Genomic DNA, 26,503 nt, shown 5'->3' with positions numbered 1-26,503 from the left:
AAAATTCACGTCAATGCGGCGTCGCAGTTAAGTCTATTTTCATTTGGCTGCGCGATAACCCCAGAAAAGCCTTCGGTTGGCTTTGAAAAGGGGCTTGTCCATGATGCTACGTGTCGGAATTGCTGCCAAAATCGTTGGTGCGCTTATCTTGCTCAGCGGGGCGATGATCGCCGGTATGGGGGCGATGGTTTATATCGACGCCCGCGACAGGCTGGTGGACGATGGCCGGTCAGAACTGATGCAGGATGCAGCGATCCGGGCCGCGATGATTACCGAATGGGGGCGCGGTGTTCAGGATGACCTGACCTATCAGGTGCAATCGCCCACCGTTGGTTTCGCGCTCCGCGCGCTCAGCGCAGGGCTGCGTGCGGCGCCTGATACGGTTTCCCTTGCACCCGATGCCGCGCCTTCGGCCTATAAAACCGCCTACGATCGCTATGCCGACGATTTCGAACGCTTTGCCCGCAAGGGGCGGTTCCTCGATCTGCTGGTATTGGATGCGGAGGGTGCGATCGTCTACGCGATGCGCGATACCGACCGTCTGGGCCGGCCCTTGTCTGACCTGCCCACGCTGGCCTCGGGACTGGCGGCTCAGGTCCTTGCCGGCGCCGGGCGCGGCGCTCAGCTGACCGATTTTGAAACCATCAACGGGGCCCTGACGGGCTATGCCGGGCAGGCCATTAAGGCTGCGGATGGCAGCGTCGCGGGCGCGTTGATCGTTCAGCTTGGCACCGCACGACTAAGTGAGATTATCGCCGTCGGTCAGACCGCCGATCAGGCGTCTAAGGCCTATGTAATGGACGCGGCCGGCCATATCCTTGCAGGTGGCCCGGACCTGTCCGGCCAGACCAAAGTAAGCGAAGGCGATGTCCGCTCTGCCGCGTTGTTTGGTGAACGTGGCACACAAAAGCTGATGTCGGATACGCCCAGCTACGTGGCCTATGCACCTGTCCGTATTTTCAGCAAAAGCTTTGCGGTCATCATCGAGGCGTCGGAAACCGCCCTGGTCGCCGACGCGGTCGCCCTGCGACAGGCCACCACTTGGCGCGGTGCCCTTTTGATCGCTCTGGCCGCTGCATTGGCCTATGTCGCGTCGCGCGTTCTGCTGCGTCCAGTCAATCGGTTGACCCTTGCTGCCCAACGTCTGCGTGACGGTGATTACGAAACGCGCGTCCCATCCACCCGGTCGCGGGATGAACTTCAGATGATGGGCGAAGCACTGGAAGGCCTCCGCTCCAAGCTATTCGAAGGTCAGCAGCATGCGGTTGAAAACGTTCGGAAAAGCGCGGCGCTAGCCTCGACCTCTGCCGCGATCATGATGACGGATAGTGATTTCAACATCACCTATCTGAACGCCGCGGTGGTCGAGATTCTGACCAATCGTCTTGACGACTTCCGTCAGGTCGATCCGGAGTTCGATCCAAACCAGCTGGTCGGCGTGAACATGGACCGTTTCCATAAGATCCCCGAAATGGTCCGCAAGCGTCTGGCCGACCCCAAGAACCTGCCGTTCACCACCGACATCGCTGTCGGCAAGGCCTTCGTGCAGCTTCAGGTCGACGCGATCGGCGGGGGGGATGACAGCCATTCGGGCCTGGTGCTGGAATGGGTCGACGTCACCGATCTGCGCCGCAATCAGGCCGTTTTGAACGCGATCCATCTGCACCAAGCCAAAGCCGAATTCGACACGGGCGGCCGCATGATCGGCGCGAATGATATATTCGAGAAAGCCTGCAATACGGGCAAAGCCGTCACGATCGATGCGGACTTCGCTTTGCTGGACGGGGATGAGCAGCCCTTGCTCGACGATCTCAAACGCGGCACGGCGCGCACTGGCGTCTTCCGCCACGCGGGCTCTGGCGCGGTGCTGGACGGCGGCGTCTTCCCGATCCGCGACCGCAACGGCAAGACCTCGGGCGTGCTCTTCATCGGCAAGGATATCACCGACGCTCATGCGGCCATGTCCCGCGCCGAAACCTTCCGGCAAGAGGCAGAGGCCGCGCAGCGCCTTGTGGTTGAAACGCTCAGCGTTGGCATGAACGCGATCTCAAGCGGTGATCTGACGCATCGTCTGAATCAGGCGCTTGGCGCCGAATACGAACAGCTGCGCGATGACTTCAACCATTCCATGGACACGCTCAGCGACGCGATTGCTGCCGTTTTTGACGAAACCGGCGCGATGCGTCAGGAAACGGCTGAAATCGTGAAGGCTGCCGACGATATGGCGCGTCGGACCGAAATGCAGGCATCGACCCTTCAGCAAACCGCCAGCAGCCTGGATGAGCTGACGCAAAGTGTGTCGTCTACCGCCGCTGGCACCGTGCGCGCCAACCAATTGGTGGCAGAGGCGAAAAGCAGCGCCCAAAGCTCTGGTGCCGTGGTGGATGCCGCCGAAAAGGCCATGTCGGAAATCGCCGCCTCCTCCGAAGAGGTGGTCGAGGTCATCAGCCTGATCGACGACATCGCGTTTCAGACAAACCTGCTGGCGCTGAATGCCGGTGTCGAAGCCGCGCGCGCAGGCGAGGCCGGGCGCGGGTTTGCCGTCGTCGCCACCGAAGTTCGCGCGCTGGCGCAACGCTGTTCCAATGCGGCCGCGCAGATTTCGTCGCTGATCTCCCGTTCAGGCCAACATGTGTCACATGGTGTTGAACTCGTGGGAAAAACTGGCGCCGCGCTTAAGGAAATCGTCGGCTCCATCACCGAAATCGCAGGGCATATCGATGAAATCGCCCGCGCCGGAGAAGAACAGAGCAAAGGACTTGGCCAGATCAACCAGGCCGTGAACGAGATCGATCACAACACCCAGCAAAACGCCGCCATGTTTGAGGAAACGACCTCCGCGGCTCATGCGTTGGCGCAACGGGTCGAAGGCCTCGTTGGAACGATCCAGCAGTTCCAGATCGAAGGCGCGTCTTCCCTGCGCGATCAGCCGGCAAGCTACACCGATATTCTGCAACTTCGGGACCGGTCTTCGCCGCGCGCGACGGGCACCGAGGGGGCTTCAACGACTGACTTTTCCGACTGGAGGGAATTGTGATGCACAGTGGACACGGCGCGAAGATCAAGGTGCTGATGGTGGACGATTCCCCATCGATCCTGTCGCTCCTCCAAAAAGGGTTTGCCAACCATCAGGAGATCGAGGTCGTAGGCACCGCCAAGGATGCCTATGACGCACGTGAAAAGATCAAGGCATTGAATCCGGATGTCATCACGCTTGATGTAGAGATGCCCAGAATGAGCGGTCTGGATTTTCTTGAGCGCCTGATGCGTTTGCGCCCCATGCCGGTCGTCATGCTCTCCAGCGTCACGCCTGAAGGCAGCGCCGCCGCAGTGCGCGCCTTGTCGCTTGGGGCCGTCGACGTGCAGGTCAAACCCAGCCGAGGCTTCAACGCCGCGTTCATGAAAGACTTTGCCGCACGTGTTGTGGCTGCCGCCCGGTCCCGATCACGCCCAGTACAACCGCTCGACGGTCTTCGGGCGATTGCCGCCCCGGCGAACACCGCGGGGTTTGGACGCTGGAATGGAAAAATCGTGCTAATCGGGGCCTCGACCGGCGGCGTGTCCGCATTAGAGACCGTGATGCGGTCGATGCCTGCTGACGGGCCTCCCATCGTCGTTTCGCAACATATGCCCGAAGTTTTCCTCCGCAGCTTTGCGGAACGGCTACACCAGAAAAACGCGATGAATGTTCAGGTTGCGACCGATGGCACCGTGCTGAAGCAGGGGCACGTCTACCTCGCCCCCGGCGGCGATCGCCACACGATTGTTGAACAGCGCGGGAAGACCTTCGTCTGCGCCGATAAACACGGGCCGAAGACAAACGGACACTATCCATCGGTGGATGAGTTGTTTCATTCTGCCGTACCCTTTGGCGAACTTGTCGTTGGCGCTTTGCTGACTGGCTTGGGCCGTGATGGCGCGGCCGGTTTGAAGGCGCTGAAAGACGCCGGCGCGTCGACCATAGGTCAAGACGAAAACACAAGCACGGTCTACGGGATGCCAAGAGCCGCGTTCGAGATAGGGGCAGTTGATACTCAGCTGCCGATCGATGCCATAGCGCGTCAAATCTGCAGATTGACGGATAAATCCATGGTGACTGCTTAATGGCGACACAATCAGGCGCCGCTTCGCGCGGCACGACGATCACTCAGGGTGAGTTTGCGGTCAGCAATACGCCGGGCGAACAGATCAGCACGATCCTGGGCTCCTGCGTGGCGACCTGCCTTTGGGATGACGAAGCGCATGTGGGCGGGATGAACCATATTCTCGTGGCCCAAACCAACGTGGGCGGCATCCTTAGCGACTTCGCTGGCGTCAACGCGATGGAGCTTTTGATCAACGGCCTTGTACGTCGTGGGGCGGATCGGTCGCGTCTGAAGGCCAAAGTCTTCGGCGGCGCCAAAATGGTGGCGGGTCTTTCGGACATCGGCGGCAAAAACGGTGCGTTCGTGCTGGAGTTCTTGAAGCGCGAAGGGATTGATTGCCTGGGCCATTCTCTTGGCGGCACTGCGGCGCGTCACATCAAGTTTTTCCCGGCAGAGGGGCGCGTTATGCAGAAGCTTGTGGCGGCCACAGAGGCCAAAGAGCAGCCGGTGCGGGCAGAACCAGAGCGCAATGGTGTGGAGCTGTTCTAAGAACCGCGTCTGGCGTTCACATCCACATTTCGTAATCTTCGGACGGACCGGGAGCACCCGGTCCTTCCGACAAAGCGGCAAGTGTGTCTTTCATATCCACGATGGCGTAGAGCTCTGCCAGAGAGACGTGGGCGGTGGTGGACCAGTCTAATTTGCCGGTCACATGTGTCACGATGGCCAGAAGGTCTTTGGCATTCTGGCGCGCGTGATCAAGGCTTTGAAGCGTTTGCGCAGTTTCATCGGTCAGACGTTGCCCTGAGTTCAACGCGTCGGACAACGCCGCTTCGACCTTTTCAAGCTTGGTCAGCAAGTCTGACAGGCGGTCCGACATCACGGTTTCGAACGCCTCGATCGTGATGTCGTCCGATGCCTCCGCTTGGCGCTGCGCAGTGCCCCCCGTCATCTCAAAGCCGCCCGACGACGGCCTCGATACAGGCTTGCAGGTCTCTGGGCTCAAAAGGTTTTTTCAGAAAGTTGTTCATCCCGAGCTTGCGCCCGTGATCGATGATCGCCTTATCGGCCTTACCCGTGATCAGGATGAACCCGACGCCTTTGGTCTTGGGGCCGGTGCGCAGGCTGTGCAGCAGTTGCAGCCCGTCCATGCCCGGCATGTTGTAATCTGAAATGACCAGGTGCACAGGCGCTGTCTCCAGCGCCTTCAATGCAGAGGGGCCGTCGCCAGTGCTGGCGACGTTGCGAATTCCAAAGGCGTCCAGCGCCTGAGTGATAAGCCCCCGGCTGGTCGACATGTCGTCAACGACCATGATGCGAATTTGATCGCGCAATGCCATATTATTATTCCTTCACGCGGTAGTGGTTTGCGGGCTTGTGGCGACAGGCTGATAGGCCGTCATGCCGACGGATGAGAAACGGGTTTGCGATGCTTCGGAAATGCGTTCCGAATGGCCGAGGAAGAACCACCCGTCGGGCTGGAGGGCGGCTTCGAACCGGGGCCAAAGGCTGTCTTGGGTCGCCGTGTCGAAATAAATCACCACGTTGCGGCAAAATATGACGTCGAACCGGGTGCGCATCGGCCAGTCATGAAGCAGGTTGAGCTCTCTGAATCGGACCATGCGCTTCACGTCGGCGGTGACGGTGTAGGTGTCAGGGTCGGTGCACTTCAGGAACTTGCCGCGCAAAGCTTCGGGTACGCCTGTGATTTGCTGGGCGGAATAGGTGCCTGCTTCGGCCTTTTCGAGGATACGGGTGTCGATATCCGTGGCGAGGATCAGGGTGTCGAGGCCTGCAAAGTCGGGCGCCGCATCCAAAAGCGTCATGGCGATCGAATATGGTTCCTGCCCGCTGGAACATCCTGCTGACCATATGCGCACCGGTTGACCGGATTTAGCGCGGGCCAGAAGCCGGGGGATCACCGCGTTGCGCAGGATCTCAAAGTGATGATTTTCCCGGAAGAAGTGCGACACATTCGTTGTGAGCGAAGAAATCATCATCCGCCGTTCGGCGGCCCCCTCCGGGCTGGACACGAATTTTGCGTAGGCCTCGTATGTGGTTAAACCGGTCGCGGCCAAGCGGGTGCGCAGACGCGACTGAACCATCGTCACCTTGGACGTCGGCAGGATCAGCCCGGCCTCTTCCTTGGCGAGGGCAGAGATCTTGGCGAATGCAGCGTCGCCGATCGTGGTGGGGCCAGCCTGGCCGTTCGGCATGGTTAAGCAGCCTCTTCAGTGGTGGCGGGGACCACGGCGGACAGGTCGAGAACGCGGATCATGCGATCGTCGATCACGGTCAAAGCGCGGACAACGGACATCTGCGGGTCGGACGACAGTTCCGGCGGCGGTTGCAGGTCGTCTTCAGTCATCGCGACGATGTCCGATACCGCGTCGACCAGCAGTCCGGTGAGCGTGCCGTTGATTTTCACCACGATGATCACGTTGCGATCATTGGTTTCGCGCGTCGGCAGGTTGAGGCGGCGGGCAAGGTCCATAACCGGTAAAACGGTGCCGCGCAGGTTGATCACGCCGCGCATGAATTCGGGCGAATGGGGCATTGGCGTTGTCCGGGTCCAGCCGCGGATTTCGCGTACCGACATGATATCGAGCGAATATTCCTGATCTGCGACACGGAAGGTCAGCAGTTCAAAGCCCTGGTGTTTCGTATGTTCATTCATTGACAGCTTTCCTTTCCGGAATGGCCAAATCGGCGTGGCGGGGGGTGCCGGCAGCAGCGATGATGTCGGCGGGGTCAAGGATCAGGGCGATCTGACCGTCGCCCAGAATGGTTGCGGCGGCGATGCCCGGCGCGCGGTAGAAGCTGTCGTCGAGGCCTTTGATGACCACCTGGCGCTGATCTTGGATGCCATCAATGACGAGGGCGGCACGTGTGCCATCCTCTAGCGAGATCAGCAGAACGATCGAGCCTTCGAGGGAGTCGCGCGCTGGGCGATAGCCCAGCATGACGCCCAGGTCATAAAGCGGCACAAAGCCGCCGCGCACGCGCACGACGTGGAACCCGGGGCGCAGCATTTGGACGTCGTCACGCCCCAGAGACAGGGTTTCCTCGACCACGTTCAACGGCAGAACGAGCGTTTCGTTCGCGACGTTGACGACCATCCCGTCCAGCACCGCGAGCGTGAGGGGAAGGCTGATGGAAAACGTCGTGCCCTTGTTCTTTTCGGAGGTGATGGTGATGCGACCGCCGAGTTGCTGGATCGATGTCTTGACCACGTCCATGCCGACACCGCGGCCGGAAAGGTCGGAGACTTCGGCAGCCGTAGAAAAGCCCGGCAGGAACAGGAGGTTATCGATTTCCCCGTCGCTGAGGACAGCGTCCTGTGCGATCAGTCCCTTCGACTTCGCGATGCCAAGGACGCGCGGACGATTGATACCGCCGCCGTCATCGGACACCTCGATGATGACACGGCCGGAGCGGTGTGCCGCCGACAGGCGGACCTGACCGACCGAGGATTTGCCGTTAGCGACGCGGTCTTCGGTTTTTTCCAGCCCGTGGTCCACGGCGTTGCGGATCATATGGGTCAGCGGGTCGGCAAGCCGTTCGATGACGGTTTTGTCGACTTCGGTCGCTTCGCCTTCGGTGATGAGGCGCACGTCTTTGCGGACGGCGGCAGAGGATTCGCGGACGATCCGGGACATGCGCTGGAACAGCGACTTCACCGGCTGTGCGCGGATCATCATGACGCTGTCTTGAATGTCGCGGGTGAGGCGCTGGAATTCTTCGAGCCCATTCATCGCGTCGGAGTGGGGCGACAGACCGGCCTGATCCAGGCTTTGGGCGAGCATGGCTTGGTTGATCACCAATTCCCCGACCAAGTTGACGAGACGTTCAATCCGCTCAAGGTCAACGCGGACGACGGATTTAGGTCCGGCGGGCTTGTTTGCGGCCTCCGACGGGGCGGAGGTTTCGGCTGCTGCGGGGACCTCTTCAGGCGCGGGGGCCGGTGCTTCGGCAACCTCAACCTCGGGTTCGACCGGAAGCGGCGCTGCGACCTGCACCTCGGGTTCGGCCACGTCGATCAGTTGAGCAGTGTCATCGGAGCCGACGCGCGTGACTGTCAGGTCGCACAAGCCGTCAACGAATTCAAAGACATCGCGAATTTCCGCCTCGTCCACCTCGGCGGTGAGGGTGACCGACCACGAGAAGTATGGCGTTTCCGGTGCGAGATCGTCGAGGACGGGCAAGTCGTTCGTCTGACAGGTGATCGTTGCTTCGCCCAAGGCGCTGAGATTGCGCAGCAGGGTTTGCGGTTCGTTGCCAGTGGCGAAAAGTTCCTGATGCGGTTTGAAGGTGATTTCAAACACCGGCGCGGCGGCCGGTTCGTCAGGAATATCCAGATCGGGCAGGTCCAGTGACAGGGCAACGCCGAGGGGTTGGAAATCCTCTGCCGTGACCTCTTCTTCTTCTTCGCCGAGGAATTCGTTCAGCGCGGTGATCAGGGCGTCGCTGGCGGCGTGGTCGATTTCTGCATCGTCGCGGCATTGACGGACGAGGTCAGAGAGGTGGTCAGCCGCCTGAAAGAAGACCTTGAGCGGCTCGCCCTCGGCATTCAGTTTGCCGCTGCGCACCTCGTCCAGAACGGTTTCATAGCGGTGTGCAAATCGGACGAGGTCTTCCAGTCCGAAGGCCCCGGCGCCGCCCTTGATGGAGTGCACAGCGCGGAAGACGATGTTGATCGTTTCCGGATCGTCGCTGCCGTCGTCCAGTTGTTGCAGACCGTCCTGCAGCGCCTCGAGCAGTTCTTCGCATTCGATGAAGAACGAGGCGCGGATTTCGGCCATTGGGTCATTGGTATCGGTCATATTCAGCCCCTATCCCGTGACCATGGTCAGCGCTTTGACCAGCTTTTGCGGGTCGAAGGGTTTGACGATCCAGCCGGTCGCCCCGGCGTTGCGGGCGCGCTGTTTCAGTTCCGGCGCGCTTTCGGTTGTCAGAACCAGAATGGGGGTGGCGCGGTGATCTTCTTGCGCGCGCACCGCGTCGATAAAGCCAAAGCCATCCATGCGGGGCATGTTGATGTCGGTGATGATGGCATCGGGTTCGAGGCCTTCCAGCACTTCGATTCCGTCGACGCCGTCTTCGGCCAGATGCACATCGAATCCCGCGGGAACAAGGCACATGCGGATCATGTCGCGCATGGTTCGGCTGTCATCGACAGCTAGGATTGTCAGGCTCATTCCGTGACCTCCAGTTCGGGGGCGGTCAGGGTTTCCGGTGTGAACCCAAGGTGAGACAGCTGTTCCAGTGCCTTGTCCGACAGGTGGATCAACTGGACCTTGTGGCCCGCGGCCTGCGCGCTGCGGGCGGCAGAGGCGATGATCTGAACGCCAAGCGCGCCGACCTGCGTGACGTTCGTGGCATCAAGCGTCAGATCTGCGGTGCAGCGAGTCCTGAGGTCTGCCGCAAGCCCTGAGGCGGCAGAGAGATCGAGTTTCGGCGGCAGCGTGTAGGGTTCGGACATCCTCACCTTCCTCAAAAAATGGGTGCCGGACGTCCCGTGTGGGCGTACCGGTCCAGTGTTCAGGAAGGTGATAGGCGGGGCCAGGTTAAGGCGGGGTTACGCTACCGAACTTAAATTCATCGGATTGACACGAAAACGCGGCGCAACCCCAGGGGCGCGCCGCGTTTCGCAAAAATTTGGTTAATATCGGTCCGAAATTACCGGCGACGACGGCGTCCGCCACGACCGCCAGCCGCTTGGGTCGCCTGGGCCGCCTCGGGGAAGGTCGCGCCTTCTTTGACCGCGTCCAGAACCCGCGAGAACTGGATCCAATTGCCGCCATTTGGGTCGTGGTTCATCAGCATATTGGCGGCTTTGATCGCCTCCATTTCCACCTGACGAACCGGGTTCATAATGGCCGAGGTCATGCCCGCGCCAATCGCCATCGGCAGGAAGGCGGCGTTGATCCCGTGGCGGTTCGGCAGACCAAACGACACGTTGGACGCGCCGCAGGTGGTGTTCACGCCCAGTTCGTCGCGCAGACGGCGGACGAGGGTAAAGACCTGCTGGCCAGCGGTAGCCATCGCGCCGATGGGCATCACCAGCGGGTCGACGACGATGTCATGCGCGGGGATGCCGAAATCGGCGGCGCGTTCGACGATCTTTTTCGCGACGGCAAAGCGGACCTCGGGGTCCTCAGAGATGCCGGTGTCGTCGTTGGAGATCGCCACGACCGGCACGTTGTATTTCTTGACCAGCGGCAGAACCAGTTCCAGACGCTCTTCTTCGCCGGTGACGGAGTTCAGCAGCGGACGGCCTTCGGCGGCTTCCAGACCGGCCTCGAGAGCGCCGGGGACGGAGCTGTCGATGCAGAGCGGCACGTCAACCAGAGACTGCACACGCTTGACCAGTTCCGGCATCAGCATCGGTTCGACAAAGTTGTTGTCGGCATAGCGCGGATCGTCGGCCATTTTGTTGGTGAAAACTGCGCCCGAGTTGATGTCGAGCACCATGGCGCCACAGGCCACCTGTTCGATCGCGTCTTTTTCGACGGTCGAGAAGTCGTCCATCTCAAGCTCGGCCGCGAGCTTTTTGCGACCCGTCGGGTTGATGCGTTCGCCGATCACACAAAAGGGTTCGTCGAACCCGATGGTGACGGTTTTTGTCTTGGATTCGATTACGGTACGGGTCATCGGCGTTCCTTCTGCGCGCGTTGCACTTGGCGACACTTCATTCGATTCTGGGATAACTGCATCGCAAGATGCGACACCTGAGGCGTTGAAACGGACTTCTAAGACATTGCGTGCCGCAGGGCGAGGTCTGCGGGCTTGAATTCTTTTCATCTTTGACATGATCTGGGGGCGTTCCCCAGGGAGAGGCGCAGGTTTGGTTTCCCTAAGTTCCATCACCACACTGGCGCAGGCCTTCGATCTGTTCGACCGATCCGAGATTGATGCGTTCACGCTGGATGACGCGGTGTACCTGAAACTGACCAATGTGATCGGTGATGCCGAAACCCTGTCCCGCGTGCTGGCCCCGGTGGCTGACTATTACGCGTCGCGCATTATGCAGTTCGACGTGGGCAACGGGGGATTTGCGCAGGCGGCTTATAATATCCCGGATTTTTTCGGTCCCGCGGCGCAGGGGTACCGGACGCTTGGCCTGACAGAGGCGGCGGATTTGATTGATCGTGCCGCCGCGATCGCCACGCAAGAGCGGGCAAAATTCACGGCGTGAGAGGTTGGGGATTTGTTTGAACAGTTCGAAGACAGTGCGCTGGTCGCATTTGACCAAGACCTGGATCGCGTCGGCTGGTGGGCGGACGAGGCGCGGATGGCGCATATGCTGCGCCATCGCAGTGAGTCTTTGGCGGTCGATGGGCTGGAGTAGCCCTAGACTTAAGACCCGTTATTAGGCCCCAGAATTAGGCTGCGGTGTCGGCTGCCGGACGGCCGCTTTCGCCACCGTTTTCCTGAATCCAGGTCGCGTTCGCCTTGATCCCGCCCAGAGGGAAGAAGTGGACCTTTTCGATCAGGCTGTCGGGGTTATCCAGCTTGTGCTGTGCCAGATCGGTCAGAACCTCGGTCGGCTCATAAGGCAGAACCAGCTTGGTCACGTCCATGGCGCGTTTCTGCAGAACCTTCAGCGACGGGCCAACACCGCAAGCGATGGCGAATTTGATCAGGGTCTGCAGCTTGGCGGGGCCAGCAACGCCGATGTGGATCGGCAGGGTGACGCCTTCGGCCTTGAGACGGTCGGCCCATGCAACGATGGGGCCCGCGTCAAAGGCGAACTGGGTGGCCATGGCCATCTGGGCATCCGTGCGCTCGGCAAAGGCGGATTTCCAGCGGGCGGCTTCCATCACCATCTTGTCGCTGCCATCGGGGTCGATGTCGCGGTTGCCTTCGGGGTGGCCTGCGACGTGCAGACGCTTGAACCCTGCGCGGTCGAACAGACCGGTTTCCAGCAGCTGCATGGCAGAGTGGAATTCGCCGTGGGGTTCGGCAACGCCACCGGCAAGGATCAGGCCCTGCGTCACGCCGGCTTCGGTCTGGTAGCGGTTGATCCAGTCTTCCAGCGTGGCGGCATCCTTGATGATGCGCGCGGGGAAGTGGGGCATGACGTCAAAACCGTCATCGGCCAGACGTGCGGCGGTGTTCACCATATCTTCGATGGGCGTGCCGTCGATGTGGGCGATGTAGACGCGGGTGCCTTCGGGCAGAAGCGCACGGAAGTCTTCGACCTTTTCAGCGGTGCGGGGCATCACTTCGATCGAATAGCCTTCGAGGAAAGCTTCAAGCCGTGCGTCCGCGGTCGTCTTCGCCTCGCGGCGGGCGAAATTCAGAATTCCCATCAGTCTATCCCTCCAGCTTAGGCGCTTCATGCCCAGCCATCATTGGCGATCAGGGCTTTCAAACGCTCCTGATCGTACTCCGCATCCAGACGCGCGATTTCGCGCGCCGCGATCTCCGAAGGGTCCCCTTCGGCGGGGGGCAGAGAGGTTTTGCGCCATTCGGCCAGATAGGCATCCGTATCAGATGCCCCGACCTTCATGGCAGCGCGGTCAATTGCCTGTTCAAACCGTTCCGGCAGAACCTGCTTGGCCGCTTTTCGGCCCTTTCCAACGATCACCTGCGCGGGAATATCCCGCCAGCAAACAAGGGTGATGTCAGTCGTGGCCATTGCGCGTTTCCTCTGCGTCCCTCATCCCCTGATACGGGCAAAAGACAGACCTCGTGGGGTCGTTTTCGACATGTCGCATCGCGTGCGCGACGCGCAGCCCTGTCTATCCCGTCGTGGATCATCGATCCATGGTGGCGAATCCCCGTAATCTGCATGAAGGTTATGAATCACCGCCTAAGGCCCGCGGTTCAGCAGACCATACCGCAGCGGAACAGAAGCGTTTTTGCGGTGGCGAACGCATTCCAACACTTGATTGAAACGTGACTCTTGGATTAGCCTGAGGGCAACACGTAACAGGAGGGCGCGATCATGGCGCCCAGGCGTCCCAAAGGTGCGGGCGCGTTCCCGAAACCGGTCGAAAGCCCCGTACCCAATCCGCCGGATCCGGCCGAGCTTTATGCTGCGCTGGATCTGGGCACGAACTCGTGCCGCATGCTGATTGCCCAACCGAAGGGCAGTCAGTTTCATGTGGTCGACAGCTTTTCGAAATCGGTGCAGCTGGGCGCCGGTCTGGAAAGATCTGGCCAATTGTCCCGGTCGTCGATGTCGCGGACCATTCAGGCGCTGCGAGTGTGTCAGCAGAAACTGAAGCGCCACAAGGTGCGTCATATGCGTCTGGTCGCGACCGAGGCCTGTCGGCGTGCCAAGAATGCGGACAAGTTCATCAATCAGGTGCGATCCGAAACCGGGCTGTCGCTGGAAATCATCGAACCGGAGGAAGAAGCGCGTCTGGCCGTGATCTCCTGCGCGCCCTTGGTGTCGACGCGGACGGATCAGTTGCTGGTGGTGGATATTGGCGGCGGCTCGACCGAATTGGTGTGGATTGACCTGACGGCAGTGCCCGCGCGGGAAAGACCGCGTGCAATCATGCGGTTACATGCCGGGTTTCATCCCGCCGAAAGCCCGTTTCCCGCGGCGAAGGTGGTGGATTGGATCAGCGTGCCTTTGGGTGTCGCGACGCTGCGCGATCAGTTTCGCGACGTACAGGATGATACTGCGCGGTTCGCCCTTATGTCGTGGTTCTTTGAGGAATCGCTGGCCGAGTTCGCGCCTTACAAGGACGAACAGGCGCGCGAGGGGTTCCAGATCATCGGCACCAGCGGCACGGTCACGACCGTCGCGGCGTCGCATCTTGGGCTGAAACGGTATGACCGGACCAAGGTGGATGGCCTGCGGATGAGCAGCGACCAGATCGACAAGGTGATCCGCGATTACCTAGCGCTTGGTCCTGCGGGACGTCGCAAGGATCCGCGCATCGGGCAGGATCGGCAGGCGCTGATCATGTCGGGATCGGCCATTTTGCAGGCGCTTCTGCGCTGCTGGCCGACGGACCGCCTGTCGGTTGCGGATCGTGGTCTGCGCGAAGGACTGCTTTATGCGCAGATGTCGGCGCATGGCGTGCTGGAAGACGTGCTGTACTAAAACGACAGACTGTTCGGCGCTGGCGCGGCGCCCAACGTGGGGCCGTGCTAGTGTTGGATCACGGCCTTAGCTTTGCAGCTTTTGGCGAACACCCGGCCGTCGTCATAGCTGGGCTGCCCCGCCTGTTTGACAGCCTGATAAAAGCCTTCGGCCACCGCACCGCATTTCAGTTCATGATGCTTGCAGATCGCTTTCATATTGTCGCGAAACTTGTCGTCGCAGCCTTGTTTCGTGCGGCCCGGCGTGGCGTAGCAGATATCGTGTTCGTGGCAGGCGGCTGCAAACACGCCTAGATATTGCATGGTGTTAGACATCACCAAGCCCGCAGCGATCGCGGAATTCGTCCAGATGTTTTGATAATTGGCTTGCAAGAACACGCTGCAACCGTCGGCGCGTTTTTCGGCGATATATTCGCGTGAACAGATGCCGCCGCCGTTCGTACGCTTGGGAATGACTGAGGTGTTTTTGCCGCCGCAGGGTTTGCAGCCGCCCTTTAAGGGTTTGAAACAGTTTCCCTGCCATTTGTATTTGCCAAGTTTGCCGTCCGGTCCAAGGACGGTGTCACGACAATCAGCGTAGGCTGTCATAGGAAGAAGCGTCATCAATAAGACGCAGGCAAACTTGCGCAGCATGGGGTATCCTCAATTTTAAAAATAATCGGTGCCACGAGGGCTAATGCGACCATCATTCGCAAAACCGCCAAGCCATCAAGAAAATGTGAGTGGGGATCGCGTGTCGCGCCGTCCGCTTGCGGATATGACGATGCGCTGGCCATCTGCCGCGCCGCTTGAGCCGGGGGCGCGCTTTGCGCTATGGGACAGTAAGCGATGAAAGGGGCACCACGTGGCCAAGAAACCGACAGGAAAGAATACCTCTGGCCGCGGCCAGCGCGACCTGACGGTCAAGGTCAAGACGGCTCGGGGACGTAAACTGTCTTCGACGCGGTGGCTGCAGCGGCAGTTGAACGACCCGTATGTCCAGCGCGCACGCAACGAAGGGTATCGCGGACGCGCCGCATTCAAGATCATGGAGATTGATGACAAGTACCGGTTCTTGGTGCCGGGCGCGCGGGTTGTCGATCTGGGCTGTGCGCCGGGCGGCTGGCTGCAGGTGGCTGTGCCCCGGATCAACGCGCTTGGGGAAAAGCAGGGCAAAGCTGTGGGCCGCATCATCGGCGTCGACCTGCAAGAGGTCGAGCCGCTGCCGGGGGCCGAGATCCACCAGCTCGACTTCATGGAAGACGACGCGGACGAGAAGGTGAAGGAATGGCTGGGCGGGGAGGCCGACGTGGTCATGTCGGATATGGCCGCCGCATCCTCGGGTCACAAGCAGACAGACCACCTGCGGATCATCGCGCTGTGCGAAACGGCGGCCTACTTTGCCTTTGACGTGCTGGCGCCGGGGGGCACCTTCGTCGCAAAGGTTCTGGCCGGCGGGGCCGAGGGCGAATTGCAGAAGCTGTTGAAGCAGAAATTCGACAAGGTGGCCAATTTCAAGCCGCCGTCGTCGCGATCCGACAGTTCCGAGAAATTCGTGGTGGCCAGCGGGTATCGCAAGTAACGCCCCCCGCCGGTCACTGTGTGATGGTGGCCGTGACCGAACGGTCAGACCATCAGCGATTCTTCTGCCATCTTGGCGATCTGCGCCAGATCTGCCTTGGCTTTGGGGGCAGGGGGCGCGGCGCGCTGCATCATTTTGACGGTGATGTTGCGCGCAGCCAGATTTTCCTGACGCAGCAGTTCGAACAACTTACGGTGGCGCGATTGCGCGCCGTGCAGGTGCGGTTGGGTCATGGTTTCAGCCTTCATTGCCTATAGCTTTTGCTGATGTGCACCGACAACAAAGCGAACAGATGGTCGGGCGTGGGCAATTCGAAGGTCTAATTGCGAAGAATTACGGGCAGGTTACCTGACGGCAGTGTCACCAACATGTGCAGAACAATCTGCCACCCAAGTAAACTGCTTCGATTTTCCCATATTTTCTTGGGCCAAAGCCGCTGTTTTTTCATCTGCGTCAATTGGCCACCCCAAAATCATCTGCTTACTTGGCCCTTCGGAACGAAATGGAAACGGTTTCTCGATAGGACGTCGCCCAGTTTGGATTGCTTGTTTAAACCCTTTGCGCACGATCTGACGGCAAAACAGTGAAAAACCTGTGCCGCTATAGAAATCTGATCTTTTTCAGTGGGTTGCGGTTGTCAGTACCGCGTTGCATCAGGGGGTTTTCCGTTACGTCGGCGGAACCTGCCCCCCGGTGTTTTGGTTAACCCAGTACACCCGGCGCAAAAGGCGTCGAAGAGAAAGTGAGCAGAGAGCTATGCGTACGACAACGCACATTCTGGACACCGGCCCTGTTAGTGGTGCCGCACGCTCCAACAGCTGTTTTGCCAGCCGGCTGGCCCGGTATGGCACGCTAAGCGTGGAAGAACAGGAATTTGTCGCCCGGATGGAAGAATCCGAGCGTCGCGTCAAAAAGGGCGAAGTGATCCTGCCAGCCAATCAACCACTGGACGAGCTGTTCGTGGTGAAAGAAGGCTGGGCAGTTGAGCGCAGCCGCGCCCGCAACGGACGTCAGCAATCGCTCCGCATCATCCTTCCGGGTGAAGTGGTCGGCCTATCCAACCTTGGCGTTCGCCTTGCTGGCAACGATGTTGTCATGGCGACGGAAGGGGTGGTCTGCCCGTTCCCCAAGGATCATATGACTGCCGTCTATCATAAGGCGCCGCGCCTGTCGGCGTTGTTCACCGCCATCACCGGCTTGGACAGCGTGACAATGGGTGACCGTCTGGCCCTGATGGGGTCCGGCACGGCGCGTGAACGCATGGCGCATTTCTTGGTCGATCTGCACGAACGGCTGCTGGTCGTGAACCCCGACATCGGTCGCCGGTTCCGTCTGCCCTTGCGCCAGGTCGATATCGGTGAGGTGCTGGGCCTGACCAAGGTTTATGTGAACCGCATGCTCAAGGCCTTTACCGACGAACATCTGATCGAAATTCAGCGTCCTTACGTGCGTCTGCTGCAACCTGATGTGCTGAAGGAAATCGCCGGATATACCAACCGGCATGACCTGATTGATCATTCGTGGTTTCCCAACGCGGGCCAGAACGGCATCAGCCTTGGTGCGCGGGAACGTCCGACGGGATAATTGAAGACGGCAGAGGGCTGTAGTGTTCCGCGTTCGAGGACAGGCAGCCCTCTTGCAATTCGCGCCACATCGGCACGTTCAACGACATCTGACATTGCGCCATGAACACGCGGCCGCCGACCTCCATACAGATGGTCTGGCCCAGTTCGATCCGCGATCCGGTTTTGTCGGTGCAATAGCAGTCAATCGTCTTGCCGCCCTGCGTGACATCCGCCAAGGCGGGCAGGGGAAGTACCAGAAGCACTGCAAGCAATCGTCCCATAAGACATAGGGTAGCACGGCCCCGCCTCTTGACCAAGCGCGGCGAATAAGGGACAGCATTCGCATGATTTCCCCCGACCGCCTTTCCCAGATTACCCAACGCTTTGAATACCTAGAGGCCCGGATGGCCGAAGGCGGCGGCGATTTCGCGGCGTTGTCGCGGGAATACGCTGAATTGCGGCCCGTCGTCGGCGCAATCCGCGACTGGCAGGATGCGGTGATCTCGCTGGACGAGGCGCAGGCGCTGCGCGACGACCCCGAAATGCGCGATCTGGCGGACGAAGAAATTGCGCGCGTGTCCAAGGACTTGCCCGATCTGGAACATGCGGTGCAACTGGCGCTGCTGCCCAAGGACGTGGCGGATGCGCGCCCCGCGATGATCGAAATCCGCCCCGGCACTGGTGGCGACGAAGCTGCGCTGTTTGCCGGTGATCTGCTGCGCATGTACCAGCGCTATGCCGAGGCGCGGGGCTGGAAATTCCAGATTGTCGAGTTGAGCGAGTCTGAACTGGGCGGCATCAAAGAGGTCGTTGGCAACATTCAGGGCGATAATGTTTTTGCGCGCCTTAAGTTCGAAAGCGGCGTGCATCGGGTGCAGCGCGTGCCGGAAACGGAAAGCGGCGGGCGTATCCATACCTCGGCTGCGACCGTGGCGGTTCTTCCCGAAGCAGAAGAGGTCGACATCCACATCGACCCCAATGACATCCGTATCGACACCATGCGGTCGTCCGGTGCGGGCGGGCAGCACGTCAACACCACCGATTCGGCTGTGCGGATCACACACATCCCCACAGGCATCGTGGTGACGAGTTCCGAGAAGTCTCAGCACCAGAACCGCGCGATCGCCATGCAGGTGCTGCGCAACCGTCTGTTCGACGAACAACGCCAGCGCGCGGCGGATGAGCGGGCTGCGGACCGTAAGGCGCAGGTCGGGTCGGGCGACCGGAGTGAGCGGATCAGGACGTATAACTTCCCTCAGGGGCGCGTGACGGATCACCGGATAAACCTGACGCTCTACCGTTTGGATCAGGTGATGCAAGGCGATCTGGACGAGGTGATCGACGCGTTGATCGCGGACCATCAGGCGACCCTGATGGCTGAAATGGACGGATGACCCTACGGCCTGCCATAGCGGCGCTGGAGCAGGCGGGCGTGCCCGACCCTGCGGGCGACGCGCGGCGGCTGTTTGACTGGGCCTATGCCCGCGGGCAAGAGGCCGACCTGCCGCAGGATCGCGATACCCCAAACGACATTACGCTGGAACATTTCGAGGCCGCATTGCACCTGAGGATTGCCCGCAAACCCGTGAGCCAGATCATCGGTTCACGCGCCTTCTGGCGGCATGATTTTGTCGTGACAGGCGATGTTCTGGATCCCCGGCCCGATACGGAAACCTTGGTGGAACAAGCGCTTATGGAGCCTTTTTCGCGTCTTCTGGACCTTGGCACCGGATCCGGCTGCATCGCGATTTCGCTGCTGGCGGATCGGCCAGAGGCGCAGGGGGAAGCGGTGGATCTATCCGACAAGGCGCTGGCCATCGCGCAGGTCAACGCCGACCAGATCGGGGTCAGTGACCGGTTGCGCCTGTATCCGTCTGACTGGTTCGACAAGGTGTCTGGCACCTTTGATCTGATCGTGTCCAACCCGCCCTATATCGCGCAGTCCGAAATGGCGGGTCTGGCGCCCGAAGTGCGTGATCATGAACCGGCCATGGCGCTAAGCGATGGGGGCGACGGTCTGGCCTGTTACCGCGTCATCGCCGATGGTGCCGTGGCGCATCTAAGCCCCGGAGGCCGGCTGATGGTTGAAATCGGGCCGACCCAATCGGCAGCCGTCAGTGATCTGTTCGTGAGCGCCGGGTTGGTTAACGTGGTGACCTTTCGCGATATCGACGGGCGCGACCGGGTCGTCGCGGCGCGAAAACCACAATAAAACCCCTTGGTGACGCATGGTCACGAAACTTTGCGACTTAGCCCTTGTATTCACCGGATGGACATGGTTAGTCGTTATGCATGTCCAGATGGCACCCGCGTTTACGCTATTGCCCGGACATAAGGTAAGCCCAAAACGTCATTCGCCCGCCGCGCTGTTAGATTGCGCTGGATGGGCTGAACGACCGCCAAATCAGCAAGGCTCACAAGAGGCCCATGAGATCTTCTAAATCCCGTTCGCGTAATAAGTCGAACCGCAACCGATCTGTCGGAAATATCGTTAACCGGGTGTTCGACTCCTCCGGTCCCGAAGGTAAAGTGCGCGGTACCCCGCAGCAGATTATCGACAAGTACAACCAGCTGGCGCGCGATGCGCAGCTGTCTGGTGACCGTGTCGCGACGGAAAACTTTCAGCAGCACGCCGAACATTACCTGCGCATGCTGGGCACCGCCCAGAAGGAACAGGAAAAGCAGCGCGAGCAGCAGGAAAACGAAAACCGCAAGCGTCAGTCTGAACGCGATCGCTCCAAGCCTCAGGACAATGAGCTGGGCGAAGATGCGAAAGACCCCGGTGCAGGTGATCAGCCAGAGGTTGTCGAACAGGCTGCGGGTGATAGTACGCTGGTCGAGACGCCCGAGCAGTCGAAAGACGCCGGTGCGGAGCAGGGGGCGAAACCCAAGCGCACCTACAACCGTAAGCCGCGCGCCAAGAAGTCCGACAATCAGGACGGTCAGGCCGACAAGCCTGCTGGCGACAGCAACCCGGCCGCTGCTGAGTAATCAGCCTTTGTAATAGTTTAGAACGTAGACCCGGATGGCCGAGGCCAGCCCGGCGTCGGTTCCGCGCGCTTCGTCAATCTCGGCCGCGAGTGCGTTGAGCGGGATATCCTTTTCGCGCGCAATGGCGCGGAACGCGGCCCAGAACTCTGACTCGAGTGACACGGACGTGCGATGGCCGTGCAGGGTCAGCGAATGTTTTTCGGGACGTGCGCTCATGTCGTCGGATCGTCAGAGCCCTGATCGTCGATCTTGTGCTGATCCAGCTTTTTCTTATCCGTTTCCGCCGCTTTGCGTGCGCGCGCCTTCTGATCCTTGGTCAGACCAAAGGTCACGGCGTTTTCGTCGGCCTTGGCGCGCTTGTCGGCGCGGGCCTTGGATTTGCGGAACTGGTTAAGGTTGACGACCTTGGACATGGTGGGATGGTAGTGGTTGGATCGGGTGTGCCACAAGCGCGGAATCGAGGCCGCAGGCCCGCCGAGTTTCTTGCTCAACCTATGAAATCAGTCCCGCCCGGCGTTTACGCCGGGCAGCGCCGACCCGCCCCATGGGCGGCGCTATTGCGCCACCCCGGGTCGGCGCTGCCCTAATCACGAGGCGGAGCTGTTGGAGGCTATCAAGCAAAAGGGCGACCCGAGGGCCGCCCTTTCTTTAATTCATATCAAAAACTTCAGCCTTTCGGGCCGATCATCTGTTCCGGACGCACGACCTTGTCAAAGGTCTCTTCATCCACAAACCCAAGCGCAATCGCCTCTTCCTTCAGCGTCGTGCCGTTCTTGTGCGCGGTCTTCGCCACCTTGGTCGCGTTGTCGTAGCCGATCGTCGGCGCCAGAGCGGTCACCAGCATCAGCGATTCCTGCATCAGCTTCTGGATACGAGGCTTGTTCGCCTCAATCCCGTTCAGCATGCGTTCGGTGAAGCTGTCGGCGACGTCGCCCAGAAGCTGCATGGATTGCAGCAGGTTGTAAGACATCATGGGATTGTAGACGTTCAGTTCAAAGTGACCCTGAGAGCCTGCAAACTTCATCGCTGCGTCGTTGCCCATGACGTGGGCCGCAACTTGGGTCATCGCCTCTGCCTGCGTCGGGTTGACCTTGCCGGGCATGATGGACGATCCGGGCTCATTCTCCGGCAGGATCAATTCGCCCAGACCAGAACGGGGGCCGGAGCCCAAGAACCGGATGTCGTTGGCGATCTTGTACATCGCGCCTGCGACGGTGGCCAAAGCGCCGGACATGAAGACCATGGCGTCATGGGCGGCCAGCGCTTCGAATTTGTTGGGCGCGGTGACAAAGGGAAGGTCGGTGATCTCGGCCATGTTCGCCGCCACCTGTTCGCCCCAGCCCTTGTTGGTGTTCAGACCAGTACCGACGGCGGTGCCGCCTTGTGCCAGTTCGTAGATGCCGGGCAGAGCGGCCTCGATCCGCTTGATGCCGTTGCGGATCTGCATGGCGTAGCCCGAGAATTCCTGACCAAGGGTCAGCGGCGTGGCGTCCTGTGTGTGGGTCCGGCCGATCTTGATGATGTCTTTGAATTCTTCCGCTTTGGCGTCCAAGCCACTGAGAAGCTTGTTCAAACCGGGAAGCAGAACGTCCCGTACGGTCATCGCGGCGGCGATATGCATCGCGGTCGGGAAGGTGTCGTTGGACGACTGGCCCATGTTGCAATGATCGTTCGGGTGCACCGGGTCCTTGGAGCCGATGGTGCCGCCCAGGATTTCGATGGCGCGGTTCGCGATGACCTCGTTCGAGTTCATGTTGGTTTGCGTGCCCGATCCGGTCTGCCAGACGACCAGCGGGAAGTTGTCGTCGAACTTGCCGTCGATCACTTCGCCTGCAGCCTGAATGATCGCGTCAGCCAGTTTCGCGTCCAGATCGCCGTTGGCTTTGTTGGCCATGGCGCAGGCTTTCTTGATGACGCCTAGCGCGCGCACGATGGCGACGGGCTGCTTTTCCCAGCCAATGGGGAAGTTCATGATGGAACGCTGCGTTTGCGCGCCCCAATACTTGTCGGCGGGAACCTCCAGCGGGCCGAAACTGTCGCTTTCGGTGCGGGTGTTGGTCATCGTGGCACTCTTTCCTAGGTGATGTCGCGGTTTGCTATACGCGGTTGGGGCTGTTGGTGCAATCTTGCGAAAAAGCGCCTATGGGAGATGTTTACATCTTGTGTCAGAATATGCGTTCCGACATATATGGAGTATGCCACGCAAGCCCTCACATACCCCCGAGTCTCTGGCCGACAGTGCCCTTGCCCAGTTCTGGTACGGGGGGTACGAGGCCACGTCGATGGATATTCTGGTCAAGAAGACCGGAGTGAGCCGTCACGGCATTTACACCGATTACGGCAGCAAGCATGCGCTCTATATGGCGTGTTTTCCGCGTTATCATGAACATGTGGTCGCGCCGGTGCTGAACCCTGTCTTCAGCTCTCAGGACGGCTTGGCGTCGATCACCAGCTATTTTGGACGGCTGATTGAAATGGCCGAAGGGATCGGACTGCCGGGGCCGGGCTGTTTCGTGGCTAATGCGGCGACGGAAACTGCGCCGCACGATCCAGAGGTCGCCAAGAAGGTGGCAGAGCATAACACCAAGCTGGAAAACGCCTTTACCATGGCGCTGCAGCGGGAAAAGCAATCGACCCTGCCGCTGGCCCATCGCAAGGCGCTGGCCCGGATCATCGCGATCTTTTCGGCGGGTATCTGGACCGCGTCCCGCAGCACGGACAACCCAGAGGTCCTGCGTCAGCATGTGGCGGTCTTCCTTGATATGCTGGAAAACCGCGTAAAGTAGGACGTATCGCCGGATGGTGTTAGACTGAACCCCGGCACTATGCGGCGGGGCTTTGCCCTTCCGCGCCGCACAGTCGCAGGCCGATACGTTACTGAAGTTTACGGCGGTATTCGAACACCCGTGCGGGCGGCAGATTGGCCCAGACTGTGCCGCGTTTCCGCACGCTAAGTCCCATCTCTGCCAGCCTCTCGGCCGAGATCGGGGAGTTCGGGGAATAGGTGATCTGCACGAAACTTCCCCGATCTGCCAGTACCTTAAAGGCGCTGCCGACAACCGCGCGCTGCAAATCAGCCTGCGCCAGGATCGGCACACCGGAAATGACAGACCCGACGTTCTGCAATCCTAACGCCTCGATCTCTTGGGCAGGTTTGTTCAGCACGGTCACGCCGGGGAACCGGCGCGAAAGCGCGTCGCAGAACCTTGGGTTCAGCTCCATCAGGATCAGACGTTCGGGGGCGATACCGCGATCCAGGATCGCCTTGGTGAAACTGCCGGTGCCGGGGCCGATTTCGACGATGGGGCCGGTGACGCGTTCGACGCCCGCGGTCATCATGCGGGCCACCCGGGCCGATGACGGCGCAATGGCGCGGACCTCTCCGGGGTGGCGTATCATTTCGCCCAAGAAAACGGTGAACTCGCTGGCCATGTGCTGATCCCTTTCAACTGGCGTCGCAGGGATCAAATCCCAACCGCCGCCAGCCACAAGATGGCCGGATCAGATTTCACCAAAACTTCACAGAACGCAGGGGCGCGGCGGTTACTTGCGGAACTTGTCCAACTGAACCACTTCGCCTTCTTTATCGGCGGCGGGCGCATCGTCGCCCTTGTCCTTGGACTTTTCCTTGGCCTCGTCCCGCAGCGCGCGCAGCGGTTCGGGCAGGGGATCGCCATCGGATTTCGACGCCTTGTCGCCTTGGGTTTCAAAGCGCAACCCGAACTCGACCGAGGGGTCAACGAAGGTCAGGATCGAATCGTAGGGGATATAAAGGCTTTCGGGGCTGTCGCCGAAATTCAGGGTGATGCCAAAGCCGTCGTCGCCGACCTCGAGGTTGTCGTACCAATGTTGCAGAACAACGGTCATTTCCTCGGGATAGCGGTCCTTGAGCCAATCGGCCAAGGCGGCATCCGGATGCGTCGTGTCGAAAGTGATAAAGAAATGATGCGCACCGGGAAGGCCGCTTTCCGCGACATCCTCAAGAACCTCTTGGATCAGACCCCGCATCGCACGATGCATGAGGTTTCCGTAATCAATTGAACTCGACATATGACTTTCCGAACTCCGTAGCCTGAGCATAGGGGATTCGTGCTGAAACGGAAGGTGCTATCGTGTTATAGACCACGCTGTGCAGGCCGATCCCTGCCAATGCCATCAAAGCCAGCGTTAGCAGCAGGCCGAACTTAAACCGGATCAATAAGAGTGCACCCAAAATGATCAGGGCGATCGCCCATGGATCAATGCTGGAGAGGTCCGGAATGGGCAGGGCGCGGGTGTCGTCGACTTGGGCAAAGATCACGTGCAGTGCGAACCAGACGCACAGGTTGAGGATCACCCCGACGACGGCGGCTGTGATAGCCGCCAGCGCGCCCTTGAGCCGTGGGTTCGCCAGAAGGCGATCCACATGGGGGGCGAAGGCGAAAATCCATAGAAAACAGGGCACAAAGGTCATCCAAAGCGCCAGAACTCCGGCCAGGGCGGCAAGGTGGGGACCGCCTTGGGTCATGCCTGCCAGATGGGCCGTGAACTGGGTGACAAGGATCAGCGGGCCGGGGGTGGTTTCCGCCAACCCCAAGGCATCGATCATCTGTTCCGCGCTAAGCCAGCCATAGGTTTCGACCACCGCCTGCGCCATGTAGCTCAGGACCGCATAGGCCCCGCCAAAGGTCACCACGGCCAGCTTGGCGTAGAAAAGCGAGAGCTGCAGCAGAAAGCCGTCGCGGGCGATCAGAAGGGGGATCAGCGGCGCGGCCCAGAGGGCGGTCCAGATCAGGATCGTCCGCAGGGTTTTGGCCTTTTGCGCCGGGGGCGCGGGCGGTGTTTTGGGGGCGTCGCGCGGGGCCGTGACATAGCCAAAGATGCCCGCCGCCAGAATGATCAGCGGAAACGGCAGGCCTAGCGCGAAAAGCGCTATGAACGCCGCTGCGGCAAGGCCCCAGTCGGCGGGGCGTTTCAGCGCCTTGTTCGAAATCCGCCACAGGGCTTGCAGCACGATGACAACGACGAGTGCCTTGATACCGGCAAAGCCAGCCTGCACCAGCGGCACGTCGCCAAAAGACGCATAGGCAAAGGCCAGTGCGGCGATGACCACAGCGCCGGGCAGGGTAAACAGCAGCCCCGCCAACAACCCGCCGGGCACGCCGCGTTCCTTCCATCCAGCATAGGTGGCCATCTGCATCGCCTCTGGCCCCGGCAGCAGCATGCAGAAGGATAGCGCGCCCAGGAAATCCTGTTCGCTCATCGCTTTGCGGCGGGTGACAAGTTCTTCGTGCATCAGGGCGATCTGCGCTGCCGGCCCGCCGAAGGACAGCGCGCCGATGCGTCCGTAGGCGCGGAACATCTGGGTCCAGCTCTGGCTCATGCGGTGGCCTCCGGATGCCAATCGTGGGTTTCGCCCTGACCATCGCGTGCCCAACGGTAGAGCGCGTCGTAAAGCGTCAGTCCGGCCTCTAATTGTTCCAGATCATTACGAAACATCCGTGACAGCCCGACCGAGATCGCCAAAAGCCCCGCCGCTTCGGGGGCTAAGTCGTGGCGGTTGGTATCGGCCCCGCGGATCACCCGAGAGAGCGTATCGAGCGCGGGCAGAGTCAGACCAAATTGATCGCACATCGTGTCGAAGGTGCAGGCCTCACCTTGGTGAGAGAAGGGGACATCGGGCACGTCGAACGGGGTGGCGGCGAATTTTTCGGCCACCAGCGTGACCTCGGACGGGGGGACAAAGAGGAACCGCGCGTTCGGATCGACAAAGCGGCGGATCAGCCACGGGCAAGCGATGCGATCAATCTTGGGTCGGTGGCGGGTGACCCAAAGGGTCGCGCCACCCTGCCGGGTTGGGACGGCCGCATCAGGCACGGCCGGTCCCTCTGCCTGTCGCCAGCCGATCATGCCGCCCTCCAACACCTCGGCAGCAATCCCGTCGGTTCGCAGCCACGCGGCGACACCATGGGACAATTTCCGACCCTTCTGGCATACGACGACCGTGCGCGGCCCGGCGTGGTCGTGGATCAGGGGCAGGTCATCGTGGGGCAATCGGATTGCGCCGGGGATCAGCGCCGGGTCCAGCGCGTGATCTTCGTCGGTCGTGACATCGATGATCGTCGGCGCATCGGGGGTTCCGATCAGCCGCAGCAGTTGAGAGGGCGTGATTTCTGTTGGGGCAGCCATGGGCATGTCTCCTGCAATTAGGCAAACATGCGAACCTTGGGCTGGCGCCTCACGGGGCGTTCGCGGTG

32 protein-coding genes are annotated in these 26,503 nt (G+C 60.5%); 12 read left to right on the top strand and 20 right to left on the bottom strand.

All coding sequences use genetic code 11. The features are described 5' to 3' along the window. Window positions 1-100 precede the first annotated feature (100 nt). The 3 genes from ACI3GR_RS07530 to ACI3GR_RS07520 are packed head-to-tail and all read left to right on the top strand — an operon-like array spanning window position 101 to window position 4,634. On the top strand, window positions 101-3,037 hold the full coding sequence (locus ACI3GR_RS07530; protein ID WP_407493477.1) for a methyl-accepting chemotaxis protein: 2,937 nt from the start codon (window positions 101-103) through the stop codon (window positions 3,035-3,037). Beyond that, window positions 3,037-4,104, top strand: a complete 1,068-nt coding sequence (gene cheB / locus ACI3GR_RS07525; protein ID WP_407493475.1) for a chemotaxis-specific protein-glutamate methyltransferase CheB — start codon at window positions 3,037-3,039, stop codon at window positions 4,102-4,104. The genes ACI3GR_RS07530 and cheB overlap by 1 nt, the downstream gene beginning before the upstream one ends. Next, a complete protein-coding gene (locus tag ACI3GR_RS07520; protein ID WP_407493474.1) occupies window positions 4,104-4,634 on the top strand; it encodes a chemotaxis protein CheD in 531 nt (176 codons plus the stop codon). Before cheB ends, ACI3GR_RS07520 begins: the two co-directional genes overlap by 1 nt. A gap of 16 nt (window positions 4,635-4,650) precedes the next feature. Here ACI3GR_RS07520 and ACI3GR_RS07515 read toward each other — a convergent pair whose 3' ends face one another. The 8 genes from ACI3GR_RS07515 to ACI3GR_RS07480 all read right to left on the bottom strand — a co-directional run bounded on the left by ACI3GR_RS07515 (window position 4,651) and on the right by ACI3GR_RS07480 (window position 10,739). Beyond that, complete coding sequence (locus ACI3GR_RS07515) at window positions 4,651-5,037, bottom strand: hypothetical protein (protein WP_407493472.1); 387 nt, start codon at window positions 5,035-5,037, stop codon at window positions 4,651-4,653. Between the two features lies 1 nt (window position 5,038). After that, window positions 5,039-5,425, bottom strand: a complete 387-nt coding sequence (locus tag ACI3GR_RS07510; RefSeq protein WP_407493471.1) for a response regulator — start codon at window positions 5,423-5,425, stop codon at window positions 5,039-5,041. A 12-nt stretch (window positions 5,426-5,437) separates the two neighbouring features. Next, the gene (locus ACI3GR_RS07505) at window positions 5,438-6,301 is read right to left on the bottom strand and encodes a CheR family methyltransferase (protein WP_407493470.1); all 864 of its coding nucleotides are present in this window, start codon (window positions 6,299-6,301) and stop codon (window positions 5,438-5,440) included. A 2-nt stretch (window positions 6,302-6,303) separates the two neighbouring features. Beyond that, window positions 6,304-6,762 carry a chemotaxis protein CheW gene (locus tag ACI3GR_RS07500; protein WP_407493469.1) on the bottom strand — a complete coding sequence of 153 codons (459 nt, stop codon included), beginning with the start codon at window positions 6,760-6,762 and terminating at the stop codon, window positions 6,304-6,306. Further along, the gene (locus tag ACI3GR_RS07495) at window positions 6,755-8,908 is read right to left on the bottom strand and encodes a chemotaxis protein CheA (RefSeq protein WP_407493466.1); all 2,154 of its coding nucleotides are present in this window, start codon (window positions 8,906-8,908) and stop codon (window positions 6,755-6,757) included. Before ACI3GR_RS07495 ends, ACI3GR_RS07500 begins: the two co-directional genes overlap by 8 nt. A gap of 9 nt (window positions 8,909-8,917) precedes the next feature. Continuing rightward, a complete protein-coding gene (locus tag ACI3GR_RS07490; protein WP_407493464.1) occupies window positions 8,918-9,283 on the bottom strand; it encodes a response regulator in 366 nt (121 codons plus the stop codon). Further along, window positions 9,280-9,567, bottom strand: a complete 288-nt coding sequence (locus tag ACI3GR_RS07485) for an STAS domain-containing protein (protein ID WP_407493461.1) — start codon at window positions 9,565-9,567, stop codon at window positions 9,280-9,282. Before ACI3GR_RS07485 ends, ACI3GR_RS07490 begins: the two co-directional genes overlap by 4 nt. 197 nt (window positions 9,568-9,764) lie before the next feature. After that, window positions 9,765-10,739, bottom strand: coding sequence for a methyltetrahydrofolate cobalamin methyltransferase (locus tag ACI3GR_RS07480; protein ID WP_407493459.1), 975 nt, complete (start codon window positions 10,737-10,739; stop codon window positions 9,765-9,767). Window positions 10,740-10,932: 193 nt separating this feature from the next. On the opposite strand from ACI3GR_RS07480, the gene ACI3GR_RS07475 reads away from it, so the two are divergent. Further along, on the top strand, window positions 10,933-11,283 hold the full coding sequence (locus tag ACI3GR_RS07475) for a DMP19 family protein (protein WP_407493458.1): 351 nt from the start codon (window positions 10,933-10,935) through the stop codon (window positions 11,281-11,283). Between the two features lie 12 nt (window positions 11,284-11,295). Beyond that, window positions 11,296-11,436 carry a hypothetical protein gene (locus ACI3GR_RS07470; RefSeq protein ID WP_407493457.1) on the top strand — a complete coding sequence of 47 codons (141 nt, stop codon included), beginning with the start codon at window positions 11,296-11,298 and terminating at the stop codon, window positions 11,434-11,436. Window positions 11,437-11,470: 34 nt separating this feature from the next. Here ACI3GR_RS07470 and ACI3GR_RS07465 read toward each other — a convergent pair whose 3' ends face one another. Beyond that, window positions 11,471-12,400: a methylenetetrahydrofolate reductase gene (locus ACI3GR_RS07465; protein ID WP_407493456.1), complete on the bottom strand. Its 930-nt coding sequence runs from the start codon at window positions 12,398-12,400 to the stop codon at window positions 11,471-11,473. Window positions 12,401-12,426: 26 nt separating this feature from the next. Then, the gene (locus ACI3GR_RS07460) at window positions 12,427-12,729 is read right to left on the bottom strand and encodes a virulence factor (protein WP_407493454.1); all 303 of its coding nucleotides are present in this window, start codon (window positions 12,727-12,729) and stop codon (window positions 12,427-12,429) included. Between the two features lie 309 nt (window positions 12,730-13,038). Here ACI3GR_RS07460 and ACI3GR_RS07455 point away from each other — a divergent pair, with 309 nt between their 5' ends. Beyond that, window positions 13,039-14,151 carry a Ppx/GppA phosphatase family protein gene (locus ACI3GR_RS07455; RefSeq protein ID WP_407493453.1) on the top strand — a complete coding sequence of 371 codons (1,113 nt, stop codon included), beginning with the start codon at window positions 13,039-13,041 and terminating at the stop codon, window positions 14,149-14,151. A gap of 47 nt (window positions 14,152-14,198) precedes the next feature. Here the strand turns inward: ACI3GR_RS07455 and ACI3GR_RS07450 are convergent, their stop codons facing one another. After that, on the bottom strand, window positions 14,199-14,783 hold the full coding sequence (locus ACI3GR_RS07450) for a phospholipase A2 family protein (RefSeq protein WP_407493452.1): 585 nt from the start codon (window positions 14,781-14,783) through the stop codon (window positions 14,199-14,201). 211 nt (window positions 14,784-14,994) lie between these two features. Between ACI3GR_RS07450 and ACI3GR_RS07445 the strand changes: the two genes are divergently transcribed. Continuing rightward, window positions 14,995-15,711: an RlmE family RNA methyltransferase gene (locus ACI3GR_RS07445; protein ID WP_407493451.1), complete on the top strand. Its 717-nt coding sequence runs from the start codon at window positions 14,995-14,997 to the stop codon at window positions 15,709-15,711. A gap of 44 nt (window positions 15,712-15,755) precedes the next feature. On the opposite strand, the gene ACI3GR_RS07440 is transcribed toward ACI3GR_RS07445, so the two are convergent. Then, window positions 15,756-15,944 (bottom strand): hypothetical protein, encoded by a 189-nt coding sequence (locus ACI3GR_RS07440; protein WP_407493449.1) that lies wholly within the window; start codon window positions 15,942-15,944, stop codon window positions 15,756-15,758. Window positions 15,945-16,467: 523 nt separating this feature from the next. On the opposite strand from ACI3GR_RS07440, the gene ACI3GR_RS07435 reads away from it, so the two are divergent. Further along, window positions 16,468-17,295: a Crp/Fnr family transcriptional regulator gene (locus tag ACI3GR_RS07435; RefSeq protein ID WP_407493448.1), complete on the top strand. Its 828-nt coding sequence runs from the start codon at window positions 16,468-16,470 to the stop codon at window positions 17,293-17,295. On the opposite strand, the gene ACI3GR_RS07430 is transcribed toward ACI3GR_RS07435, so the two are convergent. Next, window positions 17,261-17,557 (bottom strand): hypothetical protein, encoded by a 297-nt coding sequence (locus ACI3GR_RS07430; protein WP_407493447.1) that lies wholly within the window; start codon window positions 17,555-17,557, stop codon window positions 17,261-17,263. The two genes, ACI3GR_RS07435 and ACI3GR_RS07430, sit on opposite strands and share 35 nt — an antisense overlap. A gap of 63 nt (window positions 17,558-17,620) precedes the next feature. On the opposite strand from ACI3GR_RS07430, the gene prfA reads away from it, so the two are divergent. The 3 genes from prfA (at window position 17,621) to ACI3GR_RS07415 (ending at window position 20,267) form a co-directional block, all read left to right on the top strand. Further along, window positions 17,621-18,670, top strand: coding sequence for a peptide chain release factor 1 (gene prfA / locus ACI3GR_RS07425; protein ID WP_407493446.1), 1,050 nt, complete (start codon window positions 17,621-17,623; stop codon window positions 18,668-18,670). After that, window positions 18,667-19,488, top strand: a complete 822-nt coding sequence (gene prmC / locus ACI3GR_RS07420) for a peptide chain release factor N(5)-glutamine methyltransferase (RefSeq protein ID WP_407493445.1) — start codon at window positions 18,667-18,669, stop codon at window positions 19,486-19,488. The genes prfA and prmC overlap by 4 nt, the downstream gene beginning before the upstream one ends. Window positions 19,489-19,703: 215 nt before the next feature. After that, window positions 19,704-20,267, top strand: coding sequence for a DUF4167 domain-containing protein (locus ACI3GR_RS07415; RefSeq protein ID WP_407493444.1), 564 nt, complete (start codon window positions 19,704-19,706; stop codon window positions 20,265-20,267). Here ACI3GR_RS07415 and ACI3GR_RS07410 read toward each other — a convergent pair whose 3' ends face one another. The 3 genes from ACI3GR_RS07410 to fumC all read right to left on the bottom strand — a co-directional run bounded on the left by ACI3GR_RS07410 (window position 20,268) and on the right by fumC (window position 22,329). Then, window positions 20,268-20,483: a ribbon-helix-helix domain-containing protein gene (locus tag ACI3GR_RS07410; protein WP_407493443.1), complete on the bottom strand. Its 216-nt coding sequence runs from the start codon at window positions 20,481-20,483 to the stop codon at window positions 20,268-20,270. Next, a complete protein-coding gene (locus ACI3GR_RS07405) occupies window positions 20,480-20,758 on the bottom strand; it encodes a DUF4169 family protein (RefSeq protein ID WP_407493442.1) in 279 nt (92 codons plus the stop codon). The genes ACI3GR_RS07410 and ACI3GR_RS07405 overlap by 4 nt, the downstream gene beginning before the upstream one ends. Window positions 20,759-20,934: 176 nt before the next feature. Next, entirely contained in the window at window positions 20,935-22,329 is a 1,395-nt protein-coding gene (fumC, locus tag ACI3GR_RS07400; protein ID WP_407493441.1) for a class II fumarate hydratase, read from the bottom strand. 133 nt (window positions 22,330-22,462) lie between these two features. Here fumC and ACI3GR_RS07395 point away from each other — a divergent pair, with 133 nt between their 5' ends. Beyond that, the gene (locus tag ACI3GR_RS07395) at window positions 22,463-23,053 is read left to right on the top strand and encodes a TetR/AcrR family transcriptional regulator (RefSeq protein WP_407493440.1); all 591 of its coding nucleotides are present in this window, start codon (window positions 22,463-22,465) and stop codon (window positions 23,051-23,053) included. 88 nt (window positions 23,054-23,141) lie between these two features. Here the strand turns inward: ACI3GR_RS07395 and ACI3GR_RS07390 are convergent, their stop codons facing one another. The 4 genes from ACI3GR_RS07390 to ACI3GR_RS07375 form a co-directional block, all read right to left on the bottom strand. Next, complete coding sequence (locus ACI3GR_RS07390; protein WP_407493439.1) at window positions 23,142-23,699, bottom strand: class I SAM-dependent methyltransferase; 558 nt, start codon at window positions 23,697-23,699, stop codon at window positions 23,142-23,144. Window positions 23,700-23,810: 111 nt separating this feature from the next. Beyond that, the gene (locus ACI3GR_RS07385; RefSeq protein WP_407493438.1) at window positions 23,811-24,317 is read right to left on the bottom strand and encodes an SspB family protein; all 507 of its coding nucleotides are present in this window, start codon (window positions 24,315-24,317) and stop codon (window positions 23,811-23,813) included. Further along, window positions 24,301-25,629, bottom strand: a complete 1,329-nt coding sequence (chrA, locus tag ACI3GR_RS07380; protein ID WP_407493437.1) for a chromate efflux transporter — start codon at window positions 25,627-25,629, stop codon at window positions 24,301-24,303. Before chrA ends, ACI3GR_RS07385 begins: the two co-directional genes overlap by 17 nt. After that, window positions 25,626-26,435, bottom strand: coding sequence for a chromate resistance protein ChrB domain-containing protein (locus tag ACI3GR_RS07375; RefSeq protein WP_407493436.1), 810 nt, complete (start codon window positions 26,433-26,435; stop codon window positions 25,626-25,628). The genes chrA and ACI3GR_RS07375 overlap by 4 nt, the downstream gene beginning before the upstream one ends. Window positions 26,436-26,503 lie beyond the last annotated feature (68 nt).

This window comes from Pseudooceanicola aestuariicola (assembly GCF_045763785.1).
Lineage (GTDB): Bacteria > Pseudomonadota > Alphaproteobacteria > Rhodobacterales > Rhodobacteraceae > Pseudooceanicola.
Note: the sequence above shows the minus strand (reverse complement) of the source record. Positions and strands in the feature narration are given on the sequence as shown.